The sequence below is a fragment of the Pseudomonas sp. WS 5078 genome (assembly GCF_012985745.1).
GTDB classification, from domain to species: Bacteria; Pseudomonadota; Gammaproteobacteria; order Pseudomonadales; family Pseudomonadaceae; genus Aquipseudomonas; species Aquipseudomonas lundensis_A.
Genome location: NZ_JAAQWX010000006.1, coordinates 119,722 through 146,048 on the forward strand (window position 1 = coordinate 119,722; position 26,327 = coordinate 146,048).

At 59.1% G+C, this 26,327-nt stretch carries 24 protein-coding genes; 10 read left to right on the forward strand and 14 right to left on the reverse strand.

The genetic code is table 11. The features are described 5' to 3' along the window. The first annotated feature begins 40 nt into the window (after nt 1-40). Both HBN68_RS10460 and HBN68_RS10465 read left to right on the forward strand, forming a co-directional pair. Nucleotides 41-334: a hypothetical protein gene (locus HBN68_RS10460; protein ID WP_094992175.1), complete on the forward strand. Its 294-nt coding sequence runs from the start codon at nt 41-43 to the stop codon at nt 332-334. Nucleotides 335-489: 155 nt separating this feature from the next. Beyond that, nucleotides 490-1,251 (forward strand): YdcF family protein, encoded by a 762-nt coding sequence (locus tag HBN68_RS10465; protein ID WP_094992176.1) that lies wholly within the window; start codon nt 490-492, stop codon nt 1,249-1,251. A gap of 74 nt (nt 1,252-1,325) precedes the next feature. On the opposite strand, the gene lnt is transcribed toward HBN68_RS10465, so the two are convergent. The 5 genes from lnt to miaB all read right to left on the reverse strand — a co-directional run bounded on the left by lnt (nt 1,326) and on the right by miaB (nt 6,743). After that, nucleotides 1,326-2,849: an apolipoprotein N-acyltransferase gene (gene lnt, locus HBN68_RS10470; protein ID WP_169963978.1), complete on the reverse strand. Its 1,524-nt coding sequence runs from the start codon at nt 2,847-2,849 to the stop codon at nt 1,326-1,328. A 22-nt stretch (nt 2,850-2,871) separates the two neighbouring features. Next, the gene (locus HBN68_RS10475; protein ID WP_094992178.1) at nt 2,872-3,711 is read right to left on the reverse strand and encodes an HlyC/CorC family transporter; all 840 of its coding nucleotides are present in this window, start codon (nt 3,709-3,711) and stop codon (nt 2,872-2,874) included. A gap of 41 nt (nt 3,712-3,752) precedes the next feature. Next, nucleotides 3,753-4,211, reverse strand: coding sequence for an rRNA maturation RNase YbeY (gene ybeY / locus HBN68_RS10480; protein ID WP_169963980.1), 459 nt, complete (start codon nt 4,209-4,211; stop codon nt 3,753-3,755). Further along, a complete protein-coding gene (locus HBN68_RS10485; protein WP_169963982.1) occupies nt 4,204-5,223 on the reverse strand; it encodes a PhoH family protein in 1,020 nt (339 codons plus the stop codon). The genes ybeY and HBN68_RS10485 overlap by 8 nt, the downstream gene beginning before the upstream one ends. A gap of 191 nt (nt 5,224-5,414) precedes the next feature. Then, nucleotides 5,415-6,743, reverse strand: coding sequence for a tRNA (N6-isopentenyl adenosine(37)-C2)-methylthiotransferase MiaB (gene miaB / locus HBN68_RS10490; protein WP_094992181.1), 1,329 nt, complete (start codon nt 6,741-6,743; stop codon nt 5,415-5,417). Between the two features lie 132 nt (nt 6,744-6,875). Between miaB and HBN68_RS10495 the strand changes: the two genes are divergently transcribed. Both HBN68_RS10495 and HBN68_RS10500 read left to right on the forward strand, forming a co-directional pair. Beyond that, complete coding sequence (locus tag HBN68_RS10495) at nt 6,876-7,202, forward strand: DUF1820 family protein (RefSeq protein WP_094992182.1); 327 nt, start codon at nt 6,876-6,878, stop codon at nt 7,200-7,202. A gap of 357 nt (nt 7,203-7,559) precedes the next feature. Continuing rightward, entirely contained in the window at nt 7,560-8,837 is a 1,278-nt protein-coding gene (locus HBN68_RS10500; protein ID WP_169963984.1) for a hypothetical protein, read from the forward strand. A gap of 3 nt (nt 8,838-8,840) precedes the next feature. On the opposite strand, the gene HBN68_RS10505 is transcribed toward HBN68_RS10500, so the two are convergent. From HBN68_RS10505 to HBN68_RS10520, 4 genes are all read right to left on the reverse strand, one after another. Next, nucleotides 8,841-9,389, reverse strand: a complete 549-nt coding sequence (locus HBN68_RS10505; RefSeq protein ID WP_094992184.1) for a tetratricopeptide repeat protein — start codon at nt 9,387-9,389, stop codon at nt 8,841-8,843. A gap of 224 nt (nt 9,390-9,613) precedes the next feature. Next, nucleotides 9,614-10,897 carry a glutamate-1-semialdehyde 2,1-aminomutase gene (gene hemL / locus HBN68_RS10510; protein ID WP_169963986.1) on the reverse strand — a complete coding sequence of 428 codons (1,284 nt, stop codon included), beginning with the start codon at nt 10,895-10,897 and terminating at the stop codon, nt 9,614-9,616. A 31-nt stretch (nt 10,898-10,928) separates the two neighbouring features. Then, nucleotides 10,929-11,552: a thiamine phosphate synthase gene (gene thiE / locus HBN68_RS10515; RefSeq protein WP_094992186.1), complete on the reverse strand. Its 624-nt coding sequence runs from the start codon at nt 11,550-11,552 to the stop codon at nt 10,929-10,931. A gap of 17 nt (nt 11,553-11,569) precedes the next feature. After that, nucleotides 11,570-12,367: a hydroxymethylpyrimidine/phosphomethylpyrimidine kinase gene (locus tag HBN68_RS10520; RefSeq protein WP_169963988.1), complete on the reverse strand. Its 798-nt coding sequence runs from the start codon at nt 12,365-12,367 to the stop codon at nt 11,570-11,572. A 288-nt stretch (nt 12,368-12,655) separates the two neighbouring features. Between HBN68_RS10520 and HBN68_RS10525 the strand changes: the two genes are divergently transcribed. The 4 genes from HBN68_RS10525 (at nt 12,656) to HBN68_RS10540 (ending at nt 19,027) form a co-directional block, all read left to right on the forward strand. Further along, entirely contained in the window at nt 12,656-15,028 is a 2,373-nt protein-coding gene (locus tag HBN68_RS10525) for a hybrid sensor histidine kinase/response regulator (RefSeq protein ID WP_169963990.1), read from the forward strand. Nucleotides 15,029-15,103: 75 nt separating this feature from the next. Then, nucleotides 15,104-16,753 (forward strand): acyl-CoA dehydrogenase family protein, encoded by a 1,650-nt coding sequence (locus HBN68_RS10530; protein ID WP_169963993.1) that lies wholly within the window; start codon nt 15,104-15,106, stop codon nt 16,751-16,753. Nucleotides 16,754-16,843: 90 nt separating this feature from the next. Then, nucleotides 16,844-18,316 (forward strand): AMP nucleosidase, encoded by a 1,473-nt coding sequence (amn, locus tag HBN68_RS10535; protein ID WP_169963995.1) that lies wholly within the window; start codon nt 16,844-16,846, stop codon nt 18,314-18,316. Nucleotides 18,317-18,460: 144 nt separating this feature from the next. Further along, a complete protein-coding gene (locus tag HBN68_RS10540) occupies nt 18,461-19,027 on the forward strand; it encodes a pseudouridine synthase (RefSeq protein ID WP_169964094.1) in 567 nt (188 codons plus the stop codon). Here HBN68_RS10540 and HBN68_RS10545 read toward each other — a convergent pair. Both HBN68_RS10545 and HBN68_RS10550 read right to left on the reverse strand, forming a co-directional pair. Further along, nucleotides 19,022-19,231 (reverse strand): DUF2788 domain-containing protein, encoded by a 210-nt coding sequence (locus tag HBN68_RS10545; protein WP_047273525.1) that lies wholly within the window; start codon nt 19,229-19,231, stop codon nt 19,022-19,024. The genes HBN68_RS10540 and HBN68_RS10545 overlap by 6 nt on opposite strands. Before the next feature lie 105 nt (nt 19,232-19,336). Beyond that, complete coding sequence (locus tag HBN68_RS10550; RefSeq protein WP_169963997.1) at nt 19,337-19,834, reverse strand: Lrp/AsnC family transcriptional regulator; 498 nt, start codon at nt 19,832-19,834, stop codon at nt 19,337-19,339. Between the two features lie 395 nt (nt 19,835-20,229). Here HBN68_RS10550 and HBN68_RS10555 point away from each other — a divergent pair, with 395 nt between their 5' ends. After that, nucleotides 20,230-21,240, forward strand: coding sequence for a DUF6515 family protein (locus tag HBN68_RS10555; RefSeq protein ID WP_169964000.1), 1,011 nt, complete (start codon nt 20,230-20,232; stop codon nt 21,238-21,240). Here the strand turns inward: HBN68_RS10555 and HBN68_RS10560 are convergent. Together HBN68_RS10560 and HBN68_RS10565 are read right to left on the reverse strand one after the other, a co-directional pair. Further along, nucleotides 21,234-22,127 carry a cation diffusion facilitator family transporter gene (locus HBN68_RS10560; protein ID WP_094992192.1) on the reverse strand — a complete coding sequence of 298 codons (894 nt, stop codon included), beginning with the start codon at nt 22,125-22,127 and terminating at the stop codon, nt 21,234-21,236. The genes HBN68_RS10555 and HBN68_RS10560 overlap by 7 nt on opposite strands. A 14-nt stretch (nt 22,128-22,141) precedes the next feature. After that, on the reverse strand, nt 22,142-22,561 hold the full coding sequence (locus tag HBN68_RS10565; protein ID WP_094992193.1) for a polyribonucleotide nucleotidyltransferase: 420 nt from the start codon (nt 22,559-22,561) through the stop codon (nt 22,142-22,144). Between the two features lie 101 nt (nt 22,562-22,662). Between HBN68_RS10565 and hrpB the strand changes: the two genes are divergently transcribed. Further along, nucleotides 22,663-25,197, forward strand: a complete 2,535-nt coding sequence (hrpB, locus tag HBN68_RS10570) for an ATP-dependent helicase HrpB (RefSeq protein WP_169964002.1) — start codon at nt 22,663-22,665, stop codon at nt 25,195-25,197. Nucleotides 25,198-25,218: 21 nt separating this feature from the next. Here hrpB and HBN68_RS10575 read toward each other — a convergent pair whose 3' ends face one another. Next, nucleotides 25,219-26,301 carry an endonuclease/exonuclease/phosphatase family protein gene (locus HBN68_RS10575; protein ID WP_094992195.1) on the reverse strand — a complete coding sequence of 361 codons (1,083 nt, stop codon included), beginning with the start codon at nt 26,299-26,301 and terminating at the stop codon, nt 25,219-25,221. Nucleotides 26,302-26,327: the final 26 nt, after the last annotated feature.

Sequence of the window (26,327 nt, forward strand, 5' to 3'; positions counted from 1 at the left end):
GCTCTCAGGGGAGATTGATTTCCTTCAATGAGGTGAACGGATGGCAAAAACGCAACGCAAAGCAACAACGTCAAAGGTGTATGAGCGTTTGATTAATCGTTTGGATGTGGCTCTTGATTCAGCGAAAACGGCAGAGCAATTACGTAACGAACACCCTGTCGAAGTGGAATTGCGAGGCTTGAGTCATGCAGAACTGGAGTTGATTAACGCGTATTTAAACCGGAGCGAACGCGAGGTGGATAGACGTTCGCATGGCAGCAGTTTTGTGCAGCAAACCCCAGCGGCAGCCAATGTCATCTGGCTGAAGGATCGGGTCAGGCAAGCCAAGGGCTAGAGCGGCCTTTTCTTCCGTGAGCCCGTGATACATGTGAGTGGCGTCACCTACGTGTCCAGGGTTGATAAAACAGGCGTTTATGTTCAAGTCACTCACGTGCCTGTTGTTGCATCGGATCAACCCCCTTAGGCTTCGGGCATCTTTGGAGATGCTCGATGCCTATTCGATATTTCGTTAAACAATTGCTTTTGCCGCCCGGCATTCTCTTGGTGATCCTTGTGCTCGCGTGGTGGCTGCGTCGTTCGCGACCGCGATTGGCCGGGGCTTTGTTTGCCGTGGGGATCGGTGGCTTCTGGTTGATGAGCCTGCCCGTGGTGGTGCAATGGAGCGCCCGCGCATTGGAGCGTGAGCCGGCACTGGCGCAAAGCGAGTGGTCGTCCTTGGCCACGCGTGCCGATGCCATTGTCGTACTGGGTTCCGGTCGCGAGCGGGGTGACCCCGCTTGGGGCAGCGATCAACCAACGGGCACAGGGCTTGAGCGTCAGCGCTATGCGGCCCGACTGGCCAAGGCTTCCGGGTTGCCGCTCTTGACCACTGGCGGCCTGCATTACGGGACGCCGCCGAGTGAAGCACAGTTAATGGCTGACTCCCTGCGCGATGATTTCGGCGTGGACGTACGCTGGAAAGAAGAGCGCAGCCGCACGACGTGGGAAAACGCACAAATGACTGCCGATCTCTTGCTGCCTCAGGGCATCAAGCGCGTGGTTGTGGTCACACAAGCGTGGCACATGCCGCGTTCGGTCTGGAGTTTCGAAAAGGCCGGGTTTGAAGTCGTACCCGCGCCGGTAGGCTTTTTAGGTCGTGACAACGCACGGCCTTTGGGCGGCTGGATGCCAGAATTCAAATCGATCTGGCAGTCCGGGCAATTGCTCAACGAAGCAGTAGGCCAAGTGGCTTACCCATTGTTTTATCGTTGATGGCCAGTGACGGATGACAGGCGACTACAGGGGGCAGTGCCTGCAGTCGCTGACGGGCGGGTCAGGCGTGCGCGTCACACCGTCTTGGCGATCCGGCTGGTAATCAGGGCCCAGCCGATCAACACCCCGCACAGGATGATCAGCGGCCATGAACGCCATTGCAGGTACGGCGTGAGGTTGTGCATCGGTACGACTTCGCCGTACAGGATCCCCTGTTCGAACTGTGGAATTTGCGCCGTGATTTGCCCATAAGGGTTAATCAGCGCGGTGACGCCGTTGTTAGTTGCCCGGATCATCCAGCGGCCGGCTTCGAGGGCGCGCATCTGTGCCATCTGCAAATGTTGCAGCGGACCAATCGAGGTGCCGAACCAGGTGTCGTTGCTGATGGTCAGCAGCACATCGCTCTTGGCCGCCAAACGGGCGGCGAACTCCGGGTACACCACTTCGTAGCAAATAAACGGTGCGATCTGATAGCCCTTGGCCTGCAGCAACGTCTGGTCCGCAGGCCCGCGAGCGAAATCGGACATCGGCAGGTCGAAGAAAGCGATCAGCCCGCGCAACACATCCTGCAACGGCACGTATTCGCCAAACGGCACCAGTTTTTGTTTCAGGTACGTGCCATCCGCTTCGCCCACGGCTGTGATGCCGTTGAAGAAGCGCGGTTCATGGCGTACTTCCTGACGGATCGGCACGCCGGTTATTAGCGCTGAGTGCCGATCGGCAGCAAAGCGGCCCATCATCGACAGGTAGCCTTCGGCGTTTTCCTTGAGCACGGGAATCGCGGTTTCAGGCCAGACGATCAGATCGACCCGTTTGGAGTTGAACGTCATGTCGCGGTACAGGGCCAGTTGTGCATTCAACTGCGCCGGGTCCCATTTCATGCTTTGTTCGATATTGCCCTGAATCGCCGCCACGCTCAGCGGATCGCCCGAAGGGCTGGTCCATGCATGGTGCTTGAGGGCCATGCCGATGCACCACGGGCCGACCAGCAGCACGGTACCCGCCGCGATGAAAGCTTTGCGTTTAGCCTGAATCAGGCGTGGCAGGTTGCACAGCAAAGCGGCGGTGAGCGCCAGCGTAAAGGAAATCAGCCACATGCCGCCCAGCGGCGCAAGCCCGGCCAAGGGGCCATCGAGCTGGCTGTAACCGGAGTAAAGCCAGGGGAAACCCGTCAGGAACCAGCCGCGGAAGGCTTCTTGCATTACCCACAGTGCGGCGAAGGCCAGTGCGTCAGCCAGCGGCGCTTCGTTGCGGCGAATCCAGCGTGCCCATAACCATGCGGGTAAAGCGAAGAACCAGGCAATGGCGGCTGTGAATGCCAGCATCAGCAGGCCCGCCAGCATTACCGACGCGCCGCCAAAGTTGTGAATGCTGTAGTAGATCCAGCTGGTGCCCGCGCCAAACAGCCCGAAGCCGAAGCACCAGCCTCGGCCTAGCGCCTGGCGAGGCGACAGGTCACGCAGGCCGAGGTAGAACAGGGCCAGGGCGACCAGTGCCAGCGGCCAGATGTCATAGGGTGCCAACGCCAGGGTGGTCAGTGCGCCGGCTACCACAGCCAGCAAGTTACCGGGCCAGCCGGGGGAGGTTATCCAGCGCATTTCAATCCTTGGTGTTGGAGGTTTAGCGGGCGATAGGCGTCAGGCGAATCAAGTGAATACGGCGGCTGTCAGCATTGAGGATGCGGAAGCGGTATGGGCCGATTTCAGTGGTTTCGTTACGTTTTGGCAAGTGCCCGAACGCACTCATGACCAGACCGCCAACGGTGTCGAACTCGTCGTTGGAGAAGTCGCTGTCGAAAAACGCGTTGAAGTTTTCGATAGGGGTCAGGGCCTTGATCAAGAAATCACCGCTTGGCAGCGGCTTGATGTAGCTGTCTTCTTCGACATCGTGCTCGTCTTCGATGTCGCCAACGATCTGTTCCAGAACGTCTTCAATCGTTACCAGGCCGGCCACGCCGCCGTACTCATCAATGACGATGGCCATGTGGTTATGGTTGGCCCGAAACTCGCGTAACAACACGTTAAGGCGCTTGGACTCGGGAACAAACGTCGCCGGACGCAGCAAATCCTTGATGTTGTACTTGTCGCCGTTCTCTTGAAGGATCAGCGGCAGCAGGTCTTTGGCCAGCAACACGCCGAGCACGTCGTCGTGGCTTTCGCCGATCACCGGATAGCGCGAGTGCGCAGCGTCGATGATCGCCGGGAGAAATTCGCGGGGTGTCTGAGTCGCCTTGATGCTGATCATCTGCGAGCGCGGCACCATGATGTCCCGTACTTGCAGGTCAGCCACTTGAATGGCGCCTTCGACGATGGCCAGCGCTTCGCTGTCCAGCAGTTTGTTCTGATGTGCTTCGCGCAGCAGCTCAAGCAGCTCCTGACGGTTTTTCGGCTCATGGGCAAAGGCCTGGGTCAGCTTACCCAACCACGACTTTTGCCCGTTGCTCGATCGGTCTTCGCTCATAGCGATTTACTCGTATCCCTTGGTAGTTTCAGTGGTGTTAATCAGTTTTCGTCGTCTGCATACGGGTCAGGATGACCCAGTTCTGCTAGCAACGTTCGTTCCAGTGCTTCCATTTCTTCTGCTTCGTCATCGTCTATATGGTCGTAACCCAGAAGATGCAAGCAGCCATGAATCACTAGATGGGCCCAATGGGCCTCAAGTTCCTTACCTTGTTCAGCGGCTTCGCGCTCAACCACGGCGACACAGATCACCAGGTCGCCAAGTAGCGGGATATCGAGGAATTCGTCGGGCACATCGGCCGGAAAAGACAGCACATTGGTGGCGTAGTTTTTACCGCGCCATGTGTTGTTCAGTTCACGGGCTTCCTCTTCGTCCACCAGACGGAGGGTCATTTCCGAGTCGGCGGTGCGTTGGCGCAAGGCCAGTTCGCACCACTGGCGGAACTGGGCTTCGTCCGGCGTGCAAGCCTCGGTCGCCCTTTGCAGGTCAAGCTCAAGCATCGTGGCGGTAATCCTTGGCGGCTGGCAGAGCGGCCAGTTTGTCGGCAGCTTCCTGCTCGTAGCGGCCATAAGCCTCCACGATGCGTTGCACAAGCGGATGGCGCACGACGTCTTTGGACTGGAAATGCGTAAAGCTGATGCCCGGTACGTCCTTGAGCACTTCAATGACATGGTTGAGCCCGGATTTGGTGCCTTTAGGCAGGTCGATCTGGGTAATGTCACCGGTGATCACGGCGGTGGAGCCAAAGCCGATACGGGTCAGGAACATCTTCATTTGCTCGACAGTGGTATTCTGGCTCTCGTCGAGGATGATGAAGCTGTTGTTCAGCGTACGGCCGCGCATGTAGGCCAGCGGCGCGACTTCAATGATCTGGCGCTCGATAAGCTTGGCGACGTATTCAAAGCCGAGCATCTCGTACAGGGCGTCATATAAAGGACGCAGGTACGGGTCGATTTTCTGCGACAGGTCGCCAGGCAGGAACCCGAGCTTTTCACCCGCTTCGACAGCCGGGCGGACCAGCAAAATGCGGCGGATTTGCTCGCGCTCAAGGGCGTCCACAGCACAGGCCACGGCCAGATAGGTTTTACCTGTGCCTGCCGGTCCGATACCGAAGTTGATGTCATTGCCCAGGATTTCTTTGACGTAGCGCTGCTGATTGATCCCGCGAGGGCGAATCATGCCCTTTTTGGTGCGCAGCGAAACGCTGGGATCGGCCACGGGATTGCTGGCCAGATCTTCGACGGCAGATTCTTGCAGGAACAGATGCACCATGTCCGGCGAAAGCTCGGTCGCTTTGGTTTCGCGGTACAGACGGCGCAGCAGCTGTTCTGCCGAAGAGGTGATTTTAGGGTCGCCGATCAATTCGAATTGATTGCCGCGGTTGCGGATTTCGATGGCCAGACGCTGTTCGATCAAACGTAAATGCTCGTCGAAAAGCCCGCACAGATTGGCGAAGCGGCGAGCCTCAAAAGGCTCGAGGAGAAAACGATGTGGTTCGATGGGTGCGTTCAAAGTCGTTTTTAGCCGCCCTGAGGCAATTGAGATGGTTTGAAGGATAACGCTAGCAGGTCATGGACGAAAGGGCTTACTGATACCACGTAAAATCTGTAGTCGCTGACGCCCGCTGTGAGTGCGCGCAAGGCGTAAGCACACCTTTAGCATCGAAGGCCGTGAGGATCCTGGGTCAGCGACTACAAATAGGTTCAGTTCAGCAGCGAGCCCCGCAGCGAGTGGGGTTGAGCGGCATCGATATGCACATCGGCAAACTGGCCAATCAACTGCGGGTTATCGCAGCGGAAGTTGACGATGCGGTTGTTCTCGGTGCGCCCTTGCAGTTCGCCGGGGTCTTTTTTCGAGTAATCCGTCACTAGAATCCGCTGGACGGAGCCCACCATTTGTCGGCTGATCTCGAAGCCTTGCTGGTTGAGGCGATGTTGCAAAGCATTCAGACGCTCCTTCTTGCGCTCTTCTGGCGTCTCGTCAGCCAAATCGGCGGCCGGGGTGCCCGGGCGCTGGCTGTAAACGAAGGAGTAGGAGAAGTCGAAGCCGACGTCTTCAATGAGCTTCATGGTTTGCTCGAAGTCTTTTTCTGTTTCGCCCGGGAAGCCGACAATAAAGTCCGAACTGATGCAGATGCCCGGCACGGCTGCCCGCAACTTGCGCAGCTTGGACTTGTATTCCAGTGCGGTGTGGTTGCGCTTCATTGCCGACAGAATGCGGTCCGAGCCCGATTGCACCGGCAAATGCAGGTGCTTGACCAGTTCCGGGACTTCAGCGTGAGCCTGGATCAGGCTGTCGGAGAACTCCAGCGGGTGTGAGGTGGTGTAGCGAATACGCTCGATCCCGTCGACGGCAGCCACCACGCGGATCAGCTCAGCCAGATCGGCCAGACGACCGTCTTCGGTCAGGCCGCGATAGCCGTTCACGTTTTGTCCGAGCAGCGTCACTTCACGGACGCCGTTTTCGGCCAGGTGGATCACTTCGGCCAGTACATCGTCGAATGGTCGGCTGACCTCTTCACCGCGGGTGTAAGGCACCACGCAGAACGTGCAGTACTTGCTGCAGCCTTCCATGACCGAGACATAGGCGCTTGGGCCATCGATGCGCGGTTCCGGCAAATGGTCGAATTTTTCGATTTCGGGGAATGAAACGTCGACTTGCGGCAGCTTGGTGATGCGCGCCGCATCAATCATTTCAGGCAGGCGGTGCAGGGTCTGCGGACCGAACACCACGTCCACGTATGGGGCGCGGTCCCGGATCGCCGCGCCTTCCTGGCTCGCCACGCAGCCGCCGACGGCAATCACCATTTCCGGATTGGCCAGTTTCAGCTCGCGCCAGCGGCCCAGTTGCGAATAGACCCGGTCCTGGGCACGTTCGCGGATGGAGCAGGTGTTGAGCAGGATCACATCAGCGTCTTCGGCGCGCGCCGTGACTTCCAGGGCCTGATGTTCACCCAGCAGATCGACCATGCGTGAGCTGTCGTACTCATTCATCTGGCAACCGTGGGTTTCGATGTAAAGCTTCTTGGCCATGGGTGTTCATCAAGTGGTTCAAAGAACCGCGCATTATAGGGGGCATGACCGTTGCTTCCTAGCGCTGTGCGTCTGGAGGCTATGCTATAGTTCGCGCCCTCTTTTATACCTTCAGATGTTTACCCGCCCACCATGACCAAACGTGAAGCTCCAATCTACAAGGTGATTTTCCTCAACCAGGGACAGGTGTTCGAGATGTACGCCAAACAGATCTATCAAAGTGATCTGTGGGGTTTCCTGGAGGTAGAAGAGTTCGTCTTCGGTGAGCGCACGCAAATGGTCGTCGACCCGAGTGAAGAAAAACTCAAGGCCCAATTCGAAGGCGTGGTGCGCAGCTTTGTGCCGATGCATTCGATCGTGCGCATCGACGAAGTAGAACGCCTGGGCACGCCGAAAATCAGCGAAGCGCGGGGCGTAGGCAATGTGATGCCGTTCCCGTTTCCGATGCCGGAGAAGTAAAGCTTCTGCTGGAATGGCAGCTTCCTTCCTCTTGTAAAGCCTGGGCGCTTTCAATGCGTCCAGCGTCGGTGCAATCGAATACGAAAGCAATTTGCAGCGGATCCTGTGTAACGGGTGGATATTAATGTTCGCCGTACAAGGAGCGGCCGGTTGAGTTGTTATATAAGAATATGCCTATTGATATTTAGTACTCGTCCGGCGGGAATATTTATCGCTGTGACGCTGTTTGAGCCTATTCTTCGATTGTCTGTTGCGTGGTCGTTGTTTGGTCTTCGCACTGTCAGTGTTTAGTGTGGTGGCTCTCAGAGTGCGTTGTTAAACGTCAACGCAAAATGATCGCTGCATGGGGTGTCGAAGATGCGCTATGAAGAACACATGCGCCGCGCCTTTTTTTCTCTCACCGTTAGCCGGTTTGCACCTTATTGCGGCATTACTTTTTTACTCGCTATGGTTGCCCATAATCAGGGAAGTGATTTGGCATTTGTCGCGTATGTGTTGGCTGTTTACTCAGTCGTGGCGGTGATGATCTCTATGTCCCTGGCAGCAACGGGTAATTTAATTGCCGGGCATGTCGATAGCCCACTCGAAAAAAAGAGTCTCTTCCGTGGAGGTTTCAGTGCCTCAATAGTGATGGCCTCTTTGGCGCTCATTATTAGCTGTGCGATTTACAGGCTAGCGGATTATTTACCTGGTGCTCGCATGGGGGCTGATAAAGTGGCAGCGTTATCCTCTATCTATATAGGGGCCATCCCTCTATTGGTCATAAATACGTTTCTTCATTTTTTTCATGAGGCAAGTGGCGCTGCACGACGGTGTTCGATGATTAAGGCAGGTGTAACAGTTTGCGCGTGCGCGTATTTGTGTGGGGTGTTATATGTCGTTAAGGGCGACTCTTTTATCTATTGGGCGATGGGGTATTTTTTGCTGAATGAAACGCTATTGCTGATCGCTTTGCTGCGATTGTCGACACGGCGTGAACTTGGTTTCTCACCCCTTTACTGCAAACGCACTATGAGGAATGTCGCGGTGCTGGGTATACCTATAGCACTGGGGATGGCAGGGCAGAAGTTGTATTTTTTCTTATTGAATGAAAGGTTGGCGGGCTTGATGTCAGTGCTGGTGGCTCAGTTGTCGGTGTATATGTCAATGATCGGTTTTATCATGATTCCTGTTATTGCTTACTGTCAGGCACACAGTCTTTATATCAGTCGGTATGCTGAGAAAAGTTCGGGTTCCTATATAAAAGGTCAGCTAGGGTTGATGGTCGTGATGGTGGTAGTGCTTGGCGGGTTGTTGATGGCAGGCGACACGCTTTTCTTTTGGGTGGGAGGGGAGGTGGTGGTATTTGATCGTGAGGCCTTTCTGTCCACCAGTGCCCTTTTTCTTACGGCCTCAGTCCTTTCCCTCAGCACGTCTCATCTGCGCGGGCTATGCGACACCCTGGCGCCTCAACTCATGATGAATGTGGTGATGCTAAGTGTGTTAGTGCCGATCATTTACTTCGTCAATGCGGGCTCTGCGGATATCCATTTCTATCTTCGATTGCAAAGCGCAGGCCTTCTTGCAGGATTCATACTCCTTCAGCTACGTATCCGGCAGAAACACCTAAAAATCCTCAAGCCAAACACCGCTTGAACCTCAAGGCAGCGGTGAAAACGGCGAGCGGGCGTCCGTTGATTGCAGTTCCATCAGGTACTTGCGGAAGATCTGTCCCAGCACCTGGGTCGCGGTCTCGAGCTGGTCGCGCGGCATTTGCTCGGCCACCTCGTCGGCGGTGTCCAGCGCATCTTCTGCGCCGTTCACGGCCGCCATTTTCAGCACGATGTACGCCTGAATATTGTTGGCCGGTACGCCTTCACCCTTATAGAACATGGTGCCCAGTTTGAACTGAGCCATGGCGTGGCCTTGCAGCGACGCTTGTTCGAAGTAGCTGAGGGCTTGATTGAGGTCGCGCTTGGGGTTGTTGACGTCGTAGTAGAACTCGCCCAACTCGTATTGGGCTTCTGCATCCCCGTTTTTCGCAGCTTGTACGCACGCGCCAAGCGCCTCTTCCAGATTCTCTGGCTGAGTATTGAGGGTGCAGCGACCCATCGCCGGGATCAACAACGAGTTACCGCCTGCCTGAGCAAGCAACGGCTGTAGGAGCAACAGGCAGCCCATTGCAAGGGCGCGGCCGGTGCGGTTCATGGGAATCGACGTACCTCTGAAAGACGGGCGGGCCCGACCAAGGGATGTATAGGCGCGCATTATGAAATAAGCCGAGGCAACCTTACAAAGTCTTTACTCGTTTTTCTGCTGCGCGAACGTGATATCGGTTGATTTAAGACGATTTTGGACGAGTGGGTTAAAAGATCAGTGCATTACGGACATAAAAAAACGACAAGGGCCACAACCCTTGTCGTTTTTGCGGATCACTTCAGTGCGGCGAATGCGCGTTCTGCGGCGTCCAGGGTCAGCTTCAATTCGGCCTCACCGTGGGCAATCGAGGTGAAGCCCGCTTCAAAGGCACTCGGCGCCAGGTACACGCCGCCTTCGAGCATCAAGTGGAAGAAACGCTTGAACAGGTCGGCGTCGCTGGCCATGACGTCGTCAAAGGTGACGATGTCGTCCGCGCCGCTAAAGTACAGGCCGAACATGCCGCCTGCCTGGGTGGTAACGAATGGAATGCCCGCAGCATCCGCACGTTGTTGCAGGCCGTCGAGCAAACGCGTGGTGAAGTCAGTGAGTTCAGCGTGGAAGCCAGGGCGGCTGATCAGGCGTAGCGTGGTCAGGCCGGCGGCCATGGCCAACGGGTTGCCCGACAGGGTGCCAGCTTGATAGACCAGGCCCAGTGGCGCGATGCATTCCATGATTTCGCGCTTGCCGCCGAAGCAGCCCACCGGCATGCCGCCGCCGATGATTTTGCCGAAGGTGCTCAAATCAGGTGTCACGCCGTAGTGCGCCTGGGCGCCGCCGAGTGCGACGCGGAAACCGGTCATCACTTCATCAAAAATCAGCACCACGCCGTGCTTGTCGCACAGGCTACGCAGGCCTTGGAGGAAACCCGGTGCCGGTGGCACGCAGTTCATGTTGCCCGCCACGGGCTCTACGATGATGCAGGCCACGGTGTCCCCGACGTCTGTCAGCAGTTTTTCCACGGCGTTGATGTCGTTGAAGGTGGTGGTCAGCGTGTGCTTGGCGAAGTCGGCCGGCACGCCGCCCGAGCTCGGGACGCCTTGCGTCAGCGCGCCTGAGCCGGCCTTCACCAGCAGGCTGTCGGAATGCCCGTGGTAGCAGCCTTCAAACTTGAGGATGTTGTCGCGGCCGGTATAGCCACGCGCCAAACGGATGGCACTCATGGTGGCTTCGGTGCCGGAGCTGACCATGCGCACCATCTCCATCGACGGCACGATGGCGCACACCAGATCCGCCATTTCAGTTTCCATGGCTGTCGGGGCGCCGTACGACAGGCCGTGCTCCAGTTGCGCACGCACGGCGTCCAGAACATCCGGGTGGCTGTGGCCCAGAATCATCGGCCCCCACGAACCCACGTAATCCACGTAGCGTTTGTCGTCTTCGTCCGTTACGTAGGCGCCTTCGGCGTGTTTGAAAAACAGCGGGGTGCCGCCGACGCTCTTGAAGGCCCGTACCGGCGAGTTCACACCGCCGGGAATGTGTTTTTGAGCGTTGGCAAACAGGGTTTCGGAACGAGACATGGTGGGTTCTCTCTGAATCAGGATTCGGTAGTTAACGTGACAACAAATCGTTGAACGCACGGGCGCGGCGGGTAACAGCCTGCGCCGTTTCGGCGCCAAACAGGCCGTGCACCACGGCCAGCAGGTCTGCGCCATGCTCGACCAGTGGCGCAGCGTTCTCGAGGGTAATGCCGCCGATCACGCAAATCGGCAGAGTGAGCTGCGCACGCGCCTTATCGAGAACCTCCAGCGTTGCGGTCGGCGCGCCGGGCTTGGTGCTTGAATTGAAGAAGCGCCCAAACGCGACATAACTCGCGCCTTCTTTGGCGGCCTGTTGAGCCAGTTCGATCTGACTGTGGCAGGTCGAGCCAATGATCGCATTTCGGCCCAGCAAGGCGCGGGCCGGGGTGAGCGGGCCGTCGGTTTGACCGAGGTGCACGCCCACTTCCAGTCGAGCCGCCAGTTCGGCGTCATCGTTGATGATCAGGTGTGCTTTATAGCGTTCGCACAGATTGCGCAACGCCTCTGCTTCGCGCAGGCGGCGCGCGTCATCCGTACTTTTGTCGCGGTATTGCAGCAGGGTCAGGCCGCCATCAAGAGCGGCCTCCACGTAGGCCAGGAATCTGCCTGCAAGCAGTTGGCTGTCAGTGATTGCGTAAAGTCCGCGCAGTTTCATGGAGCGAGCCTCTTGAGTTACGAGCAGAAGTCCAGTGGCAAGCGGCGCGGCACAAATTGCCCCTGACCCAATTGCTCGGCATCACGCAAGGTGCGCCATGTGTAGTTGAGCGCGGTTTCAACCGCGCTGACCAACTGCTCGCCGATGGCCAAACGCCCCGCGAGGGTGCTGGCCAGCGTGCAGCCCGAACCGTGATAACTGCCAGGTAAGCGATAGCAGGTAAACGTATGACGACTGCCGTCGCGGCTGTACAGGCGGTTATGCACTTCGTGTTCATCGCCGTGCCCGCCGGTAATCAGCAGGTGCTTGCAGAACGGCAGGAGTTTTTCTGCGCACTCGTCGGCGCTGCCCTCGGGCAGTTCGGCCAAAATGCGGGCTTCGGGCAAGTTAGGCGTGGCGATCGTGGCCAAGGGCAGCAGGCGTTCGCGCATGGCGAACCCCACTTCGTCCTTACCCAGACGCCCGCCACCGCCTGCGCGCAGCACCGGGTCGCAGACCATCGGTACCTGCGGATGGGCCTTGAGCAGCTCGACGACGGTGTCGACCATTTCTAAAGAGCCGAGCATGCCGAGCTTGAAAGCGGCCACGTTGGAGTCGCTGAGTACGGCAGCGGCTTGCGCCAGCACCCACTCACGGTCCAGCACGCGGAAATCGCTGACGTTAACGGTGTTCTGCACAGTCAGGGCAGTGACCACCGGAGCGGCGTGACAACCTTGAGCCAGCAGGGCTTCGATATCTGCCTGCAAGCCGGCGCCACCACTGGGGTCATGGCCGGAGAGACAGAGGACAACAGGGCGAGAGCTGTAGATATTCATGGTGCGCGAGCTTACCACCAAACCGTTTTTGCGGGCGGCTCGGGGTGTGGCAATTTTTCTTACATCAGTTTCGGTAAAAACTACCGTATCAGATTGTATTTTTTCATTCGAAAAATCGCTGTGAAGCTTGGTCTAGACGCTCTGCAATGAATGTTTACGTGATGTGTATTTGCCATCAACTGCTGTGCTAGAGTGACCCTCAAACGAATAACAGGTAATGCTGGTTTACGTCGTCTCAAAGGGAAAGGAGGCCCAAAGACGCAATCGGGCAGGCCATTTTGGGGCTGTATGCGCTATTTTTTTATTTTCTTGATGGGCTGGCTGCCAGCGCTGGCCAGCGCGATCACCTTCGACGAAACCACTCAACGCCTGCCCTTGGGCCGTGAGATGCACGTCTATGAAGATGTGGCCGGGCAAGCGACCATCGCTGATATCGTGGCCCATCCTGAGCGTTTGCAACCCCATACAAAAGACACCTTGAACGCGGGCTACTCGCATTCAGTGTTCTGGCTCAAAGTCGATTTCAACTATCAGCCGCACGACCCGCAAGCCAGCACCTCATGGCTGCTGGAGCTGGCTTACCCGCCGCTGGACCACATCGACCTTTACCAACAAAACGCTGCGGGTGCATTCGAACTGACGCACAGCACCGGCGACGCAATGCCGTTTGACAGTCGCCCGGTCAAAGAAAACAACTACCTGTTCGAGCTGAATTTCTCCCCGGGCCAAACCCAGACTGTGTACTTGCGTCTGGCCAGCGAAGGCTCAATCCAGGCCCCGTTGACGCTGTGGTCCGCCAAGGCTTACCTCGAAGACCAGCCCGTGCGCATTTACATCCTTGGCCTGATCTACGGCGTGCTGCTCGGGATGCTGGTGTACAACCTGTTTATCTACATCAGCGTGCGCGACACCAGCTACCTCTATTACATCTTCTACATTGCCTCGTTTGGCCTGTACCAACTGTCGGTCAATGGCGCCGCGGTGCAGTACTTCTGGCCTGACAACCCGTGGTGGGCCAATGCGGCGACCCCGTTTCTGATCGGCTCGGCCGCCTTTTTCGGCTGTCAGTTCGCGCGTACCTTCCTGCACACTGCCAGCCACAGCCGCTGGCTTGACCGGGCGCTGATGCTGTTGATGGGGATTGGTGCGCTGGTCATGGTGCTGGCACTGACCACCAGTTATGCGATCTCGTTGCGGTTGGCCACCGGGCTGGCGCTGGCCTTTATCTTCACCATTTTTGTTGCCGGGATTGTGGCCTGGTGCCGTGGCTTGCGGGTGGCGCGTTATTTCGTCATCGCCTGGACCGCTTTTTTACTGGGTGGGCTGGTCAACACCTTGATGGTGCTGGGCTACCTGCCGAATGTGTTCCTCACCATGTATGCCAGCCAGATCGGCTCGGCGATTGAAGTCGGGCTGCTGTCGCTGGCGCTGGCGGACCGGATCAACGCCATGCGCGATTTGCAGGCACGCACCCTGCAGGAGTCCGGGCAAAAACTGGCTGCGATGAACCAGCAACTGGAGCGCACCAACCAGCTCAAAGATGAGTTTTTGGCCACTGTGACCCATGAGCTGCGGACGCCCATGAATGGCGTAATTGGGTCACTGGAGTTGATCAAGACGCTGGACATGACGCCTGAACTTGAGCTGTACACCCACACCGCGCAAGGCTCGGCCAAAGAAATGATGGGCATGGTGAATGGCATTCTGACATTGACCGAGCTGCAAGCGGGTCGCCTCAGTGCCTGTACCGAGCGTTTCAGTCTGAGCGAGCTGTTGCAGGGCTTGCACGAACAGTTCAGTCCCAAAGCGCACGTCAAAGGGCTTGCTTTCACCCATGAGGTGGCCCGCCATCTCCCGGATCAGTGGCTGGGCGATGCCGCGAAGATCCGGCAGTGTCTGGAGTGCCTGCTGGATAACGCCATCAAGTTCACCCACAAGGGCGGTGTGGTGCTGCGCGTGACGGGCAAAACCGCCGGGCCGGGGCGCTGGAGTCTGGCATTTACCGTGATCGACAGCGGCATCGGGTTTGTCCACCAGGAAGAAGCCGAGCTGTACCAGCATTTCTTCCAGGTAGATGGCTCCATGACCCGGGAATATGGCGGTTTGGGCATTGGACTGGCGATTTGCCGGCGCTTGGTTGAGCTGCTGGGCGGCCGCCTGACTCACCATTCGCAACCGGGGCAGGGTTCGCAGTTTCAGCTGTCCCTGGAGATGGAGTCGCCGCTGGAAACAGCGCAAGTCGTCCAGATGCCGATGCGTTTACCGGGGCAATATGTCGTCTTGCTGGTGGAGGACAACCACGCCAACTCAGCGGCGTTGCGCGGCATGTTGCTTAAATTGGGTTACCGGGTGTTAACCGCAGAAAGTGGTCAGGTGGCGATCGACACGTTGCGCCGTGAGCGTGTCGATGCGGTATTGCTGGCGTGCCCGTTCAGCCACGTGTCCGGCTCGTCCTTGGGCAGCCAGCTTCTGACACTGGCCGCGTGCGCGCGGTTGCCGGTGCTGGCGCTGTTTGAGTCCGAGGCGGCTGCTCAGCATGCACGGACGCAGGCCGAAGGTATTACCGATTTCCTGATCAAGCCGCTGCGTTTCGAAGACCTGCAACAGGCCCTGGTACAGCGGCTGTTAGCCGGGCATGAGGACAAAAGCGTCGATTTTTAGGCGCTTATGCCCCTTGTGAAGGTGGCGATGCGTGCTTCACTGGCTCCATTGGCATGATTCCCAGGAGCCCGCGCAATGAATCTTCATCAGTACGCCGAAACCCACGAAGTCACCAACCAGCCGCCCTCACTGGACGGCGTTAACCTGTATCGCATCGATCAGCCGCTGCAAGCCTGGGGGCAGCGGTTTGGCGCTGGCTGGGCGCAATCGCGCATCGATGAATACGGCGCCCTGGCCGGTGGCCCGTTGATGACCGCGGGCTTTCTGGCTAACGAAAACAAACCGGTGTTTGTCAGCCATGACCGTTTTGGTCATCGGATCGATCTGGTGGAGTTTCACCCCGCGTATCACGAGCTGATGCGCACCGCGATTGAACATGGCCTGCCGTCGTTGCCCTGGACTGACCCGCGCCCCGGTGCCCACGTAGCCCGGGCGTCCATGACGTACCTGCATACCCAGGCCGAAGCCGGCAGTGGTTGCCCGCTGACCATGACCTTTGCCAGCGTTCCGGCGTTGCGTTTGCAGCCGGATGTGGCGCAGATCTGGCTGCCCAAAGTACTCGCAACCGAATACGACCCGCGCAACGTCGACATCAGCCAGAAGGCCGGTGTCACGCTGGGCATGGCCATGACCGAGAAACAGGGTGGCACCGATGTCCGCGCCAATACGACCCGTGCCTTTGCGGTCGGCGCGCCGGGGCCGGGGCAGGCCTATGAGCTACTGGGCCACAAATGGTTTTGTTCGGCGCCTATGTGCGATGGTTTCCTGACGCTGGCGCAAACTGACAAGGGGCTAAGTTGCTTTTTACTGCCGCGCCATCGCCCGGACGGCACCCGCAACGCGTTTTACATCCAGCGCCTGAAAAACAAGCTCGGCAACAGCTCCAATGCGTCCAGCGAGGTTGAGTTTCGCGGGGCGCTGGCCTGGATGCTGGGTGAAGAAGGGCGTGGGGTACCGACCATCATCGAGATGGTCGCCATGACCCGGTTTGATTGCATGGTGGGCTCCAGCGCCTTGATGCGTCAGGCATTGACCCAGGCCAGTCATCATTGTGCGCACCGCAGGGTGGGCGGCCGGGTGCTGGCGGACCAGCCGTTGATGCAAAACGTGCTGGCGGACCTGGCGCTAGAAAGCGAAGCCGCACTGGCCTTGAGTTTGCGCATGGGCCAGGCACTCGATCATCCCGACGACCCGCAGCAGGCGAAGTTCTCGCGTCTGGTGACCGCCGTGGGCAAGTACTGGATCTGCAAACGGGCGCCCGCGATGATCAATGAAGCCGCCGAATGCATGGGGGGCGCGGGGTATGTCGAGGACAGCATTCTGCCGCGTCTGTACCGCGAAGCTCCGGTCAATTCAACGTGGGAGGGCTCGGGTAACGTGCAGTGCCTGGATGTGTTGCGCGCCTTGTCCAAAGAGCCGGGAGTGCTGGATGCGTTGTTTTTGGAACTCGGTGACGGGCATGGCGACCGGCGACTGGCGCAGCACATCGTGCAGCTCAAGACGGCGTTCATGGACACGGGTGACATTCAATACCGGGCGCGGCAACTGACAGAAGACATCGCGTTGGGGCTGCAGGCGAAATTGCTGCTGGAAGCTGGAAACAGCGACGTGAGTGACGCCTTCATTGCCAGCCGCCTGCAAGGCAGCGGCCGAACCTATGGCGCCTTGCCTCGCGGGTTGAATGTCGCGGCCATTGTGGCGCGGTCAACGCCGCACGTGGGTTGATTGCTTGGTCACGGCCTTCGCAACCTGTAACGGGCTGTGTTTTGCTCAGTGATGCAGGCAAGATAACGGCCTGCCCGTTCAGAAGACAGGATGCTCATCGTGACTGAAGCTTTTATTGTCGTCTCCACCGCTGAAGAGGCTGTCGACCGCCTCGCGGCCTTGCATGAGCGCGCGACCACGGCGTTAAGCCTGGCACTCAAGCGTTATCTCAAAGACCGTATTGAGCCGTCTGCCGAAGAGCGCGCCTTGTTTCGTTACCCGGAACTGCGCTTGACCTACCGCTTCCATGGCGAAGTGCCTGCAACCACGCGCGCGTATGCCAAGGTGCAATTGCCTGGCACCTACAGCGTGACCGTCACCCACCCCGCAGCGTTCCGTAATTACTTGCTGGAGCAGTTGGTGCCGCTGATGCGCGATTTCACCGTTGAAATCGAAGTGGGCGTCAGCCAGCAAGACATCCCTTACCCCTACGTGGTTGAACAGGGCGATGAACTCGCCGGCTCTGGCGTGACCGCCGCCGCGCTGGCCCGTGTGTTCCCGAGCACCGATTTGTCGGCCGCCACGGATGGCATCGCTGACGGCCTGTATGACTGGGAAAACACCGACCCATTGCCGCTGGCGCTGTTCGATGCCGCCCGCGTCGATTTCTCGCTGCGGCGTCTGGTGCATTACACCGGCAGCGACTGGCGCCATGTTCAGCCATGGATTCTGTTGACCAACTACCACCGCTATGTCGACCAGTTCATCCTCCACGGCCTTGAGCAACTGCGCGATAACCCGCGTTTTGTGCGCATGGTTCTGCCGGGCAATGTGCTGATCGAAAAGTCCATGGATTACGGCGAAGCGCAGGCGATCGCGGCCGGTGTGGTGTGGCACCGCTACCAAATGCCGGCGTATCACTTGCAGGCCAGCGATGGTCATGGCGTAACCCTGGTGAACATCGGCGTCGGCCCTTCGAATGCGAAAAACATCACCGACCATTTGGCGGTTCTGCGTCCGCACTGCTGGCTGATGATCGGCCACTGCGGGGGTCTGCGTCAGTCGCAGACCATTGGCGACTATGTGCTGGCCCATGCCTACATGCGCCGCGACGGCATTCTTGATCGCGTGGTGCCGCCGAACATTCCGATCCCGGCCCTGGCCGAAGTGCAAATGGCGCTTCAGGAAGCCGCGGCGCAGGTCACCGGCGAGCATGGCGATGAGCTGAAAAAGCGGTTGCGCACCGGCACTGTGTTGACCTACGACGACCGTAACTGGGAGTTGCGCTGGGCGCAGGAGCGCCCGCTGATCAACCTGTCTCGCGCTGTGGCTGTGGACATGGAAAGCGGCACCATCGCCGCGCAAGGTTACCGTTTGCGCGTTCCGTATGGCACGTTGCTGTGCGTCTCGGACAAGCCGTTGCACAGTGAAATCAAATTGCCCGGTTCGGCCAACGCGTTTTATGAGCGTGCTGTCAGCCAGCATCTGAAGATCGGCATTGCCGCCGTGGACTTGATGCGTAATCAGTTGCACGCATTGCATTCGCGCAAATTGCGCAGCTTCGACGAACCGCCGTTCCGTTGATCGGTGATGGTCATTTAGCGATCAGGCGGCTAGCATTGCCCGCCCTGATCGCTAGATGTCCGGTTTGCCATGTCCCGTCCTGCTCGTCCCGGCCCACGCCGCCCGGCGTCTAAAAGCCCTCAAGCACACACCACCGGTCGTCGTGTGGCCAAGGCGCCACCTGCTGAACCCAAGCTGTACCTGTTCAACAAACCGTTCGATGTACTGACGCAATTCAGCGATGAAGGGGGGCGGGCGACGCTCAAGGACTTCATTCCCATCCCCGGCATTTACCCTGCCGGACGGTTGGACCGGGACAGTGAAGGGTTGCTGCTGCTGACCAATGATGGCCAGTTGCAAGCGCGGATTGCGGACCCGAAACATAAGCTACCCAAGACGTATTGGGTGCAAGTGGAGGGCGAACCGACCCCGGAGCAGTTGCAACAGCTGCGCGAAGGGGTGGTGCTCAACGATGGCAAGACGCTGCCAGCCGAGGCGCGGGCTCTTGAAGAACCGCAGTTATGGCCGCGCAACCCGCCCGTGCGTTTTCGCAAAAGCGTGCCCACCGCCTGGCTGGAACTGGTGATTCGCGAAGGGCGTAACCGTCAGGTCAGGCGCATGACCGCCGCTGTCGGTTTACCGACGTTGCGGCTGGTGCGCGTGCGTATTGGCGACTGGAGCATCGAGGGGCTGGAGCAGGGGCACTACAGGGAAGTACCGGCACGGCTATAGCGCGCCAGACTCAATCAAGCCGATCACCACACTTTTGATGATGAACGCGGCCACACCCAGGCCCAATACGAAAAACAGGATAAACGAGCCGAAGCGCCCGGCTTTGGACTTCTTCGCCAGATCCCAGACGATAAAGGCCATGAACATGATCAGGATGCTGACCAGAATCGTCATCATCCACTCTTCAAATACGGCAGGATCCATCAGTGTTCTCCAGCGTCATCGGGGGTGAAAAGCCGAGCGAGTATACGCCAATGCCCGCTGCGGATATTGACCTGTAGCGGCTGGCGAGCAGCGGTCAGGCACGGTTTACGTCCGCAAATGCGTGAGCGGCAACTCGGTGCTGTTAAGCACCTGATTGAGCACAAAACTCGAACGCACGCTGGTCACGCCCTCGATCCGGGTCAGATGCCCCAGTAGCAGCTGTTGATAGTGGTCCATGTCCGGCACCACGATTTTCAATTGATAGTCCGCGTCAACCCCGGTCACAAGGCTGCATTCCAGCACTTGCGGCAGGCTGCGGATGGCGGATTCAAAGTTCTCGAAACGCTCCGGGGTGTGACGGTCCATGCCGATCAGTACATAAGCGGTCAGGCTCAACCCCAGCTTTTTACGGTCCAGCAACGCGACCTGACGCGAGATGTAGCCATCGTCTTCAAGTTGCTTGACCCGTCTTGAGCACGGCGAAGGCGAGAGGCCGATGCGTTCGGCCAGTTCCTGATTGGAGATGCGTGCATCACGCTGCAATTCCGCCAAAATACTCAAGTCGTATCGGTCGAGTTTGCTCACGAAGTAACCCTTTGTCATAACTATTGCGTGAAAGTATCCACCTTAAGTCAAAAATTGCGCAAGTAATGTTTTATTGAGCAATCTTCGCAATCGTGTGCCGTCTCTACAGGCCTATGCTTTACACCAGAATCACTGCCCGGACATAGAGTCCACTGCGGCCCGCCGAATCAGGCCAGCCGCGGCCGCCAACCCCACAGGGTTGCCCCGGCCCCCGGGCTACGCACTGTCCAGAAGACGGCGCGAGGTGAGCCAACACCACACGTGTTGAGCCAGGACGAAAAAATTCAAAGGGCGGCCGACGGGTCGCCCTTTTTTATGCCCAAAAATAAGTGCCGGACCTGCTAACCTGCCGCCGAACCGGTTCCCGGATTTCCAGTCTTATGCGTACGCCCCAACCTGCAGTGAGGAACATCATGAAATCGCGTTTCTGGCGTTTGGCTGTCGTCAGTGTGCTCAGTGTCGGTGTCAGCGCTCAGTTGTTGGCTGATGAGCGGGGCGAAGGCAACCCTCAGCAAGGTCGTCCCGGTGGCGGTGAGCATCGCCCTCAAGGGCAAGGGGGCCAGACCCCTTCGCGACCGGAACACAATCAGCAGGCTGGCGGCCATGGCCAGCCGCAAGGTGGCCAATGGCAAAGCCGTCCTCAAGGCGAAAACCCGCAAGTGCGCCCGTCACCGCCCGGCAGTCACCTGAGCATCCAGCCACGGCCTGATGCCGTGCAGCAGACTCAGCCTCCACGGCAAGGTCACTATCAGGATATTCCGCGCCGTCCCGGCGACTATTCCCAGTGGCAAGGACACTCACGGCCCAACGACGGCCCAAACCCCGGCTTCAACAACGGGCGTCCCAATGGCCACCCTTGGCAGGGCAGGCCGGACGGGCATGGCAACGGCTGGGGAGCGGGGCCGCAGTATCGGCCCGGCTATATAGTTGACCGCTTTCCCGACCGTCATTGGCAAGTGCCTTACCGCGGGCAGGACTATTTATACTCTGGCGGTTATTGGTACCGCCCCCACGGCCCGCGTTACGTCGTGGTGCAGCCGCCCTACGGGATTCGCGTAGGTTATTTGCCCGATTATGCGCGTGAAGTGTGGATTGGCAGCTCGCTGTTATTTCTCGCAGCGGGTGCCTATTACGCCTATCAGCCCGCAACACAGGACTACATCGTGGTGCCACCCCCTGCGCCCGTCCCCGTGGCCGCGCCGCAACCGGTGAGCAACGGCTACGACGTCGTGGCGTATCCCGCCAGTGGCCAGACACCGGCGCAAGTGGATCAGGATCGCTACGACTGTTACCGCTGGGCCGTGGACCAGAGCGGCTTTGATCCGGCCCGCGTCACGTACGCGCCTTCACCTGCGGTGGTGCAAACCTACCGGCAGGCCCAGGGCAACTGCCTGAGCAGTCGCGGTTACCAGGTCACCTACTGATCGTTGGGTTTGACCACTTCCTGCGGGTCGGCGTGCACCAGCACTTCGGCCTGTGGATAAACGCTTTCGATTGCCTCGGCGGCGCGGTCACTGAGGCCATGAGCCACTGAGAGCGACAGTTCGCCCGGTAACTCCAGGTGCAATTGCACGTACCAGATGTTGCCCGAGATCCGCGTACGCAGGTCATGGGCGCCGAGGACGCCAGGCACGCTGCACGCCAGTGCCAACATGCGCTCGCTGACTTCTGTCGGTAACTCTTCATCCATCAACACGGAAAAACTCTGACGGGCGATTTGAACCGCGCTCCACAGGATATAAGCCGCAATACCCAGACCAAACCACGCATCCAGTTGCGGCCAACCGAAGCTGGCCATCACCAGCGCGACCAAAATACTGCCATTGAGCAACAGGTCGGAGCGGTAATGCAGTGAGTCGGCGTGCACCGCGTTCGACCCGGTGGCCTTGACCACACGGTGTTGCAACGCCAGCAGCGCCACGGTCATTACCAGCGAGAACACAATCACGCCAATGCCGATCCATGGTGCGCCAATAGGCTCGGGGTTTTTCAGGCGCTCGATGGCCTGGAACGCAATCAGCACGGCGCTCACGGCAATAAACAGCGCCTGAGCCATCCCGGCGAGGGACTCGGCCTTGCCGTGGCCGTAGCGGTGATCGTCGTCGGCAGGGCGCAAGGCGTAATGCACGGCCAACAGGTTGAGAAACGATGTCACGCCGTCCAGCAACGAGTCGGTCAACCCGGCCAGCATGCTGATCGAGCCGCTTAGCCACCAGGCGATGGCCTTGGTGACGATCAAAATACCTGCCACTGCCACCGATGCGCGGGTGGCGAGGCGTAACAGGCGTGCGTGTTCCGTGCTGCTGGTCATGAACGTTCCTTGTGTCAGGCGGCGGGGGCAAGGCCGTAAAGGGCCAATTGCTGCACGCTGCCTGTGTGCTGGATCAGGCGCGGATCGTTGAGTGGAAAGCTGCCGCCCAGTTCACGTTCCAGGAGGGTTTGCAGCTTGCTGTTATCCACCTTGCCGTCCGCGCCGATGGCTTCTTGCAGTTTTTCCGGGGCGATCTGCGCGGTCTTGCCTGGCGGGAAGTAAATCGCGCCGGTGGCAAAGTCGACGCCAAAGGCAATCAGGCCCGGGATCACATAAAACAGCAAGCCCACGGCATCCAGCACGGCAATCATCGGATCGATCTTGCCGTCAATCTGACCCCGGCGGTCAGGGAAGAAAATACTGCCGCAGGCAGTCAGTTGAGTGAACAGGGCTGCAATCACAACGCCACCAATCACACGCGAAGACATACGCATAGCAAAACCTCATAAACGTTGAAGGGCCAAACCCAACACTAAGACGGTGCTTAATGCCGAACTGTTCGCCGTTATACTCGCCGCACTGTTCTGGAGCCACCATGATTTCTCTGCCGATTGATGAAGTTTTACCCGCGCTGCGCCTTGCCTTGGCTGAACGTCACGAAGCGGTGCTCGAAGCACCGCCCGGCGCCGGTAAAACCACTCGTGTCCCTCTGGCCTTACTCAACGAGCCGTGGCTTGCGGGGCAGAAGATTGTGATGCTCGAACCCCGACGGCTCGCCGCCCGCGCCGCGGCCGAACGGTTGGCCAGCGAACTGGGCGAAAAAGTCGGCGAGACCGTGGGCTACCGCATTCGCCTCGACAGTAAAGTCGGCCCCGATACGCGCATTGAAGTGGTCACCGAAGGCATTCTCACCCGGCGTTTGCAACAGGATCCGGCGCTCGAAGGTGTCGGTCTGCTGATCTTCGACGAATTCCATGAGCGTAGTCTGGATGCCGATCTGGCGTTGGCCCTGAGCCTGAACGGCCGTGAGTTGTTTCGTGACGAGCTGCCGCTGAAGATCTTGCTGATGTCGGCGACGCTTGAGGGCGATCGGCTCGCCAGCGTGCTCAATGACGCGCCTGTGTTGCGCAGTGAGGGGCGCATGTACCCGGTTGCCATGCGCTGGGGCCGGCCGTTTGTGCCCGGTGAGTTCATCGAGCCACGGGTGGTCCAGACCGTGCTGGAAGCCATCAACGATGAGACAGGCAGTCTGCTGGTGTTCTTGCCGGGTCAGGCAGAGATCCGCAGGGTTTATCAACAGTTGGCACAAGCGCTGGAATCGCGCAGCGACATCCTGCTGTGCCCGCTGCACGGTGATCTTGAGCTGGGCGCGCAACGGGCGGCTATCGAGCCTGCGCCTGCGGGCCAGCGCAAAGTGGTGCTGGCCACCAATATTGCGGAAACCAGCCTCACCATCGACGGCGTGCGCGTGGTGATTGATGCCGGGCTGGCGCGTGTCCCGCGGTTTGACCCGGGCAGTGGCATGACCCGCCTCGACACGCAGCGTATTTCCCGCGCCAGCGCCACGCAACGGGCTGGCCGCGCCGGGCGACTTGAGCCGGGCGTGTGTTATCGATTGTGGTCTGAAGACCAGCATGCGCAGTTGGCGGCCTATGGCAGTGCCGAGGTCTTGCAGGCCGATCTCGCGGGGTTGGCGCTGCAATTGGCGCGCTGGGGCGTGACCCCGCACGAGCTGATTTGGCTCGATGTGCCGCCATCGTCCAGTTATGCACAGGCGCAACAGCTGCTGGAACGCCTGGGTGCCTTGCAGCGGTCGTCGAATCAAGGCTGCACCCTGACGGCACATGGCGAGGCAATGGCCGAGTTGCCGGCGCACCCGCGTATCGCGCACTTGTTATTGCGCGGGCAGGCATGGGGGCTGGCGGACATGGCCTGTAACGTCGCAGCGCTGCTGGGTGAGCGAGATATTCTCCGCGGTGCCGGTGCCGATCTGCACAGCCGTTTGGCTTTGTTGGCCGCAGAGGCACGCGCGACGCGGGGCGGGCAGGGCGGCGTACAGCGTGCCAGACAACTGGCGCGCCAGTACCGAGCGCAGTTACGCGGCAAACCGACGCGCCCGGTGGCTGATCCCGAGCACCCGCGCTGGCTCGGTGCCTTGCTGGCCTTGGCCTATCCCGACCGCATTGCCCAGCAGCGCAAGCCCGGCGGTGCCGAATACCGTCTGGCCAATGGCCGGGCCGCGCTGTTCAGCGAGGTCGATGCACTGATGAAGCAGCCATGGCTGGTCATTGCCGACCTGGGCAGCCGTCAGGGACAGCGCGAAGAACGCATTTACCTGGCGGCAGAATTTGATCCCGCGTTACTCGACGGTGTGCTGAGTGAACAGGTCAGTGTGGTCGATCAATTGGACTGGGACGAGCGCGAAGGCGTACTGCGCGCAGAGCGTCAACGTAAAGTGGGTGAGCTGGTGCTGAGCCGCGAACCGTTGACGGGCCTTGATGAAACGGCGCGTTCCCGGGCATTGGTCAATCTGGTACGGCGCAAGGGCCTGGAACTGTTGCCGTGGACGCCTGAACTGCGTCAATGGCAAGCCCGGGTAGGGCTGTTGCGTCAGTTGGACCTTGAGGCCCACGGCCAGAGTGACTGGCCGGATGTCAGTGATGCGGCGCTCTTGACCAGCCTGGAAGACTGGCTGGCGCCGTACGTGGGGCGTGTCTCGCGGCTCAGCCACTTCGCCAGCCTCGATTTGTCGAGCATTGTGCACAATTTGCTGCCGTGGCCGTTGCCGCAACGGCTTGAAGAACAGGCGCCGCATCACATCAAAGTGCCATCTGGTTCATCGGTGCGACTGGACTACAGCGAACACCCACCGATTTTGGCGGTGCGTCTGCAAGAACTGTTCGGGTTGGCGGATACCCCGCGGATTGCGGGTGGGCGGCAGGTGGTCAAGTTGCACCTGTTGTCGCCGGCGCGACGTCCGGTGCAGGTGACCCAGGACTTGGCCAACTTTTGGCGCAGCACCTATGCCGAGGTCAAGAAAGACCTTAAAGGACGTTATCCCAAGCATTACTGGCCCGACGATCCACTCGTTGCCGAAGCCACGGCGCGCATCAAACCCAGAAAAACGTAGCCGCCCACGGGCGGCCTCGATTCAATCCAGCGGCAGCAAAAAGCGGCCTGTAACTGGCAAGTGGTCGGAGAGGGTGAGCGTGTCTTCCTGCCGCACGTAGCCCTCGATGCGTTTGAGTTTCGGGCTGTAAAACAGGTAGTCGAGGGTACGGTCGGGCTCCTCGACACGCGGATTGTTCGGGAAGTGCGTGAGCCACAGTTCGCGGTCGATGCCGGTCGCTTCAGGGTTGCTGGGAATCATTGGGTACTTTTCCCACAGCAAATGCAGCTCGCTGTCAGGCGAGTAACCTGTGCGCAATTCGGCTGGCAGGCGCAGGAACTGGCCGATAGGCAGCAAGTTGAAGTCCCCGCCGATCAGCCAAGGGGTGCCATACCCCTCAAACTTGTCCACCACCGCAGCGGTCGCTTGCATTTGTCGAAGCAGGTTACTGTTGTTCTGCGTCGGGCGGTCGAGTTGGGTATTGATGGCCACCAATTGCCCGCCATCGTTCAGGGGCAGGTAGCTGACCAGCAGGGCGGGTTTGGGTTGAAACTGGCGGCTGACGAAATTGGCCTCGGCCACCGGTAATTGCACGCGCTCGGCGTGTTCGATCTGGAAGCGGCTCAGCGTCACCAGGGTGCGCCCGACACTGCCGAAAATATGCCGGTCGGGGACGAAGTCGGCTTTCCAGGTGAATGCTTGCGCGCTGCAGGGGTAAAGGTCGATCAGGCGTTCCTGCAACAGTTTTAACTGATCCTGATAGGCACTGGCCTTGGCGTTTTGGTCGACCTCTTGCAGCAAGACCAGATCGGGCTTTTCATCGCGGATGATTCGCGCCACCTGATCCAGGCTGAAAGCCATGTCTTCGCGGTTGGGCCGGGTATCCGGCCCGCTGCCGTCGCTCAGGTTGTACCAAAACACATAACGCTTGCCCGCCAGGTATTGCACGTTCCAGGTCATGACCTTGAGCGCCTGACCGGGCACCAGCACCGGCGCATTGGCGGGGCAACTGACAGTCAGTACCTCTTTGGCCTCCGGACGCCACGTCAGGCTGTAGATCAGGCATGCCAACAGCGCTGCTGTCAGCAAGAAACCCACTACGGTATTACGCAAAAGACGTGACATGGACTCGGCTTATAAAGGTTGCAGTG

Coding starts and splice junctions, on each gene's coding strand:
- HBN68_RS10505 (WP_094992184.1), bottom strand. CDS start 9,389: ATGAACCGCACCGGCCGCGCCCTTGCAATGGGCTGCCTGTTGCTCCTA.
- HBN68_RS10460 (WP_094992175.1), top strand. CDS start 41: ATGGCAAAAACGCAACGCAAAGCAACAACGTCAAAGGTGTATGAGCGT.
- miaB (WP_094992181.1), bottom strand. CDS start 6,743: ATGGCCAAGAAGCTTTACATCGAAACCCACGGTTGCCAGATGAATGAG.
- HBN68_RS10500 (WP_169963984.1), top strand. CDS start 7,560: ATGCGCTATGAAGAACACATGCGCCGCGCCTTTTTTTCTCTCACCGTT.
- hemL (WP_169963986.1), bottom strand. CDS start 10,897: ATGTCTCGTTCCGAAACCCTGTTTGCCAACGCTCAAAAACACATTCCC.
- HBN68_RS10565 (WP_094992193.1), bottom strand. CDS start 22,561: ATGCGTATGTCTTCGCGTGTGATTGGTGGCGTTGTGATTGCAGCCCTG.
- HBN68_RS10550 (WP_169963997.1), bottom strand. CDS start 19,834: ATGACAAAGGGTTACTTCGTGAGCAAACTCGACCGATACGACTTGAGT.
- HBN68_RS10495 (WP_094992182.1), top strand. CDS start 6,876: ATGACCAAACGTGAAGCTCCAATCTACAAGGTGATTTTCCTCAACCAG.
- HBN68_RS10530 (WP_169963993.1), top strand. CDS start 15,104: ATGAATCTTCATCAGTACGCCGAAACCCACGAAGTCACCAACCAGCCG.
- HBN68_RS10525 (WP_169963990.1), top strand. CDS start 12,656: ATGCGCTATTTTTTTATTTTCTTGATGGGCTGGCTGCCAGCGCTGGCC.
- HBN68_RS10520 (WP_169963988.1), bottom strand. CDS start 12,367: ATGAATATCTACAGCTCTCGCCCTGTTGTCCTCTGTCTCTCCGGCCAT.
- hrpB (WP_169964002.1), top strand. CDS start 22,663: ATGATTTCTCTGCCGATTGATGAAGTTTTACCCGCGCTGCGCCTTGCC.
- HBN68_RS10545 (WP_047273525.1), bottom strand. CDS start 19,231: ATGGATCCTGCCGTATTTGAAGAGTGGATGATGACGATTCTGGTCAGC.
- HBN68_RS10465 (WP_094992176.1), top strand. CDS start 490: ATGCCTATTCGATATTTCGTTAAACAATTGCTTTTGCCGCCCGGCATT.
- HBN68_RS10555 (WP_169964000.1), top strand. CDS start 20,230: ATGAAATCGCGTTTCTGGCGTTTGGCTGTCGTCAGTGTGCTCAGTGTC.
- HBN68_RS10560 (WP_094992192.1), bottom strand. CDS start 22,127: ATGACCAGCAGCACGGAACACGCACGCCTGTTACGCCTCGCCACCCGC.
- HBN68_RS10575 (WP_094992195.1), bottom strand. CDS start 26,301: ATGTCACGTCTTTTGCGTAATACCGTAGTGGGTTTCTTGCTGACAGCA.
- amn (WP_169963995.1), top strand. CDS start 16,844: ATGCTCATCGTGACTGAAGCTTTTATTGTCGTCTCCACCGCTGAAGAG.
- HBN68_RS10475 (WP_094992178.1), bottom strand. CDS start 3,711: ATGAGCGAAGACCGATCGAGCAACGGGCAAAAGTCGTGGTTGGGTAAG.
- lnt (WP_169963978.1), bottom strand. CDS start 2,849: ATGCGCTGGATAACCTCCCCCGGCTGGCCCGGTAACTTGCTGGCTGTG.
- ybeY (WP_169963980.1), bottom strand. CDS start 4,211: ATGCTTGAGCTTGACCTGCAAAGGGCGACCGAGGCTTGCACGCCGGAC.
- thiE (WP_094992186.1), bottom strand. CDS start 11,552: ATGAAACTGCGCGGACTTTACGCAATCACTGACAGCCAACTGCTTGCA.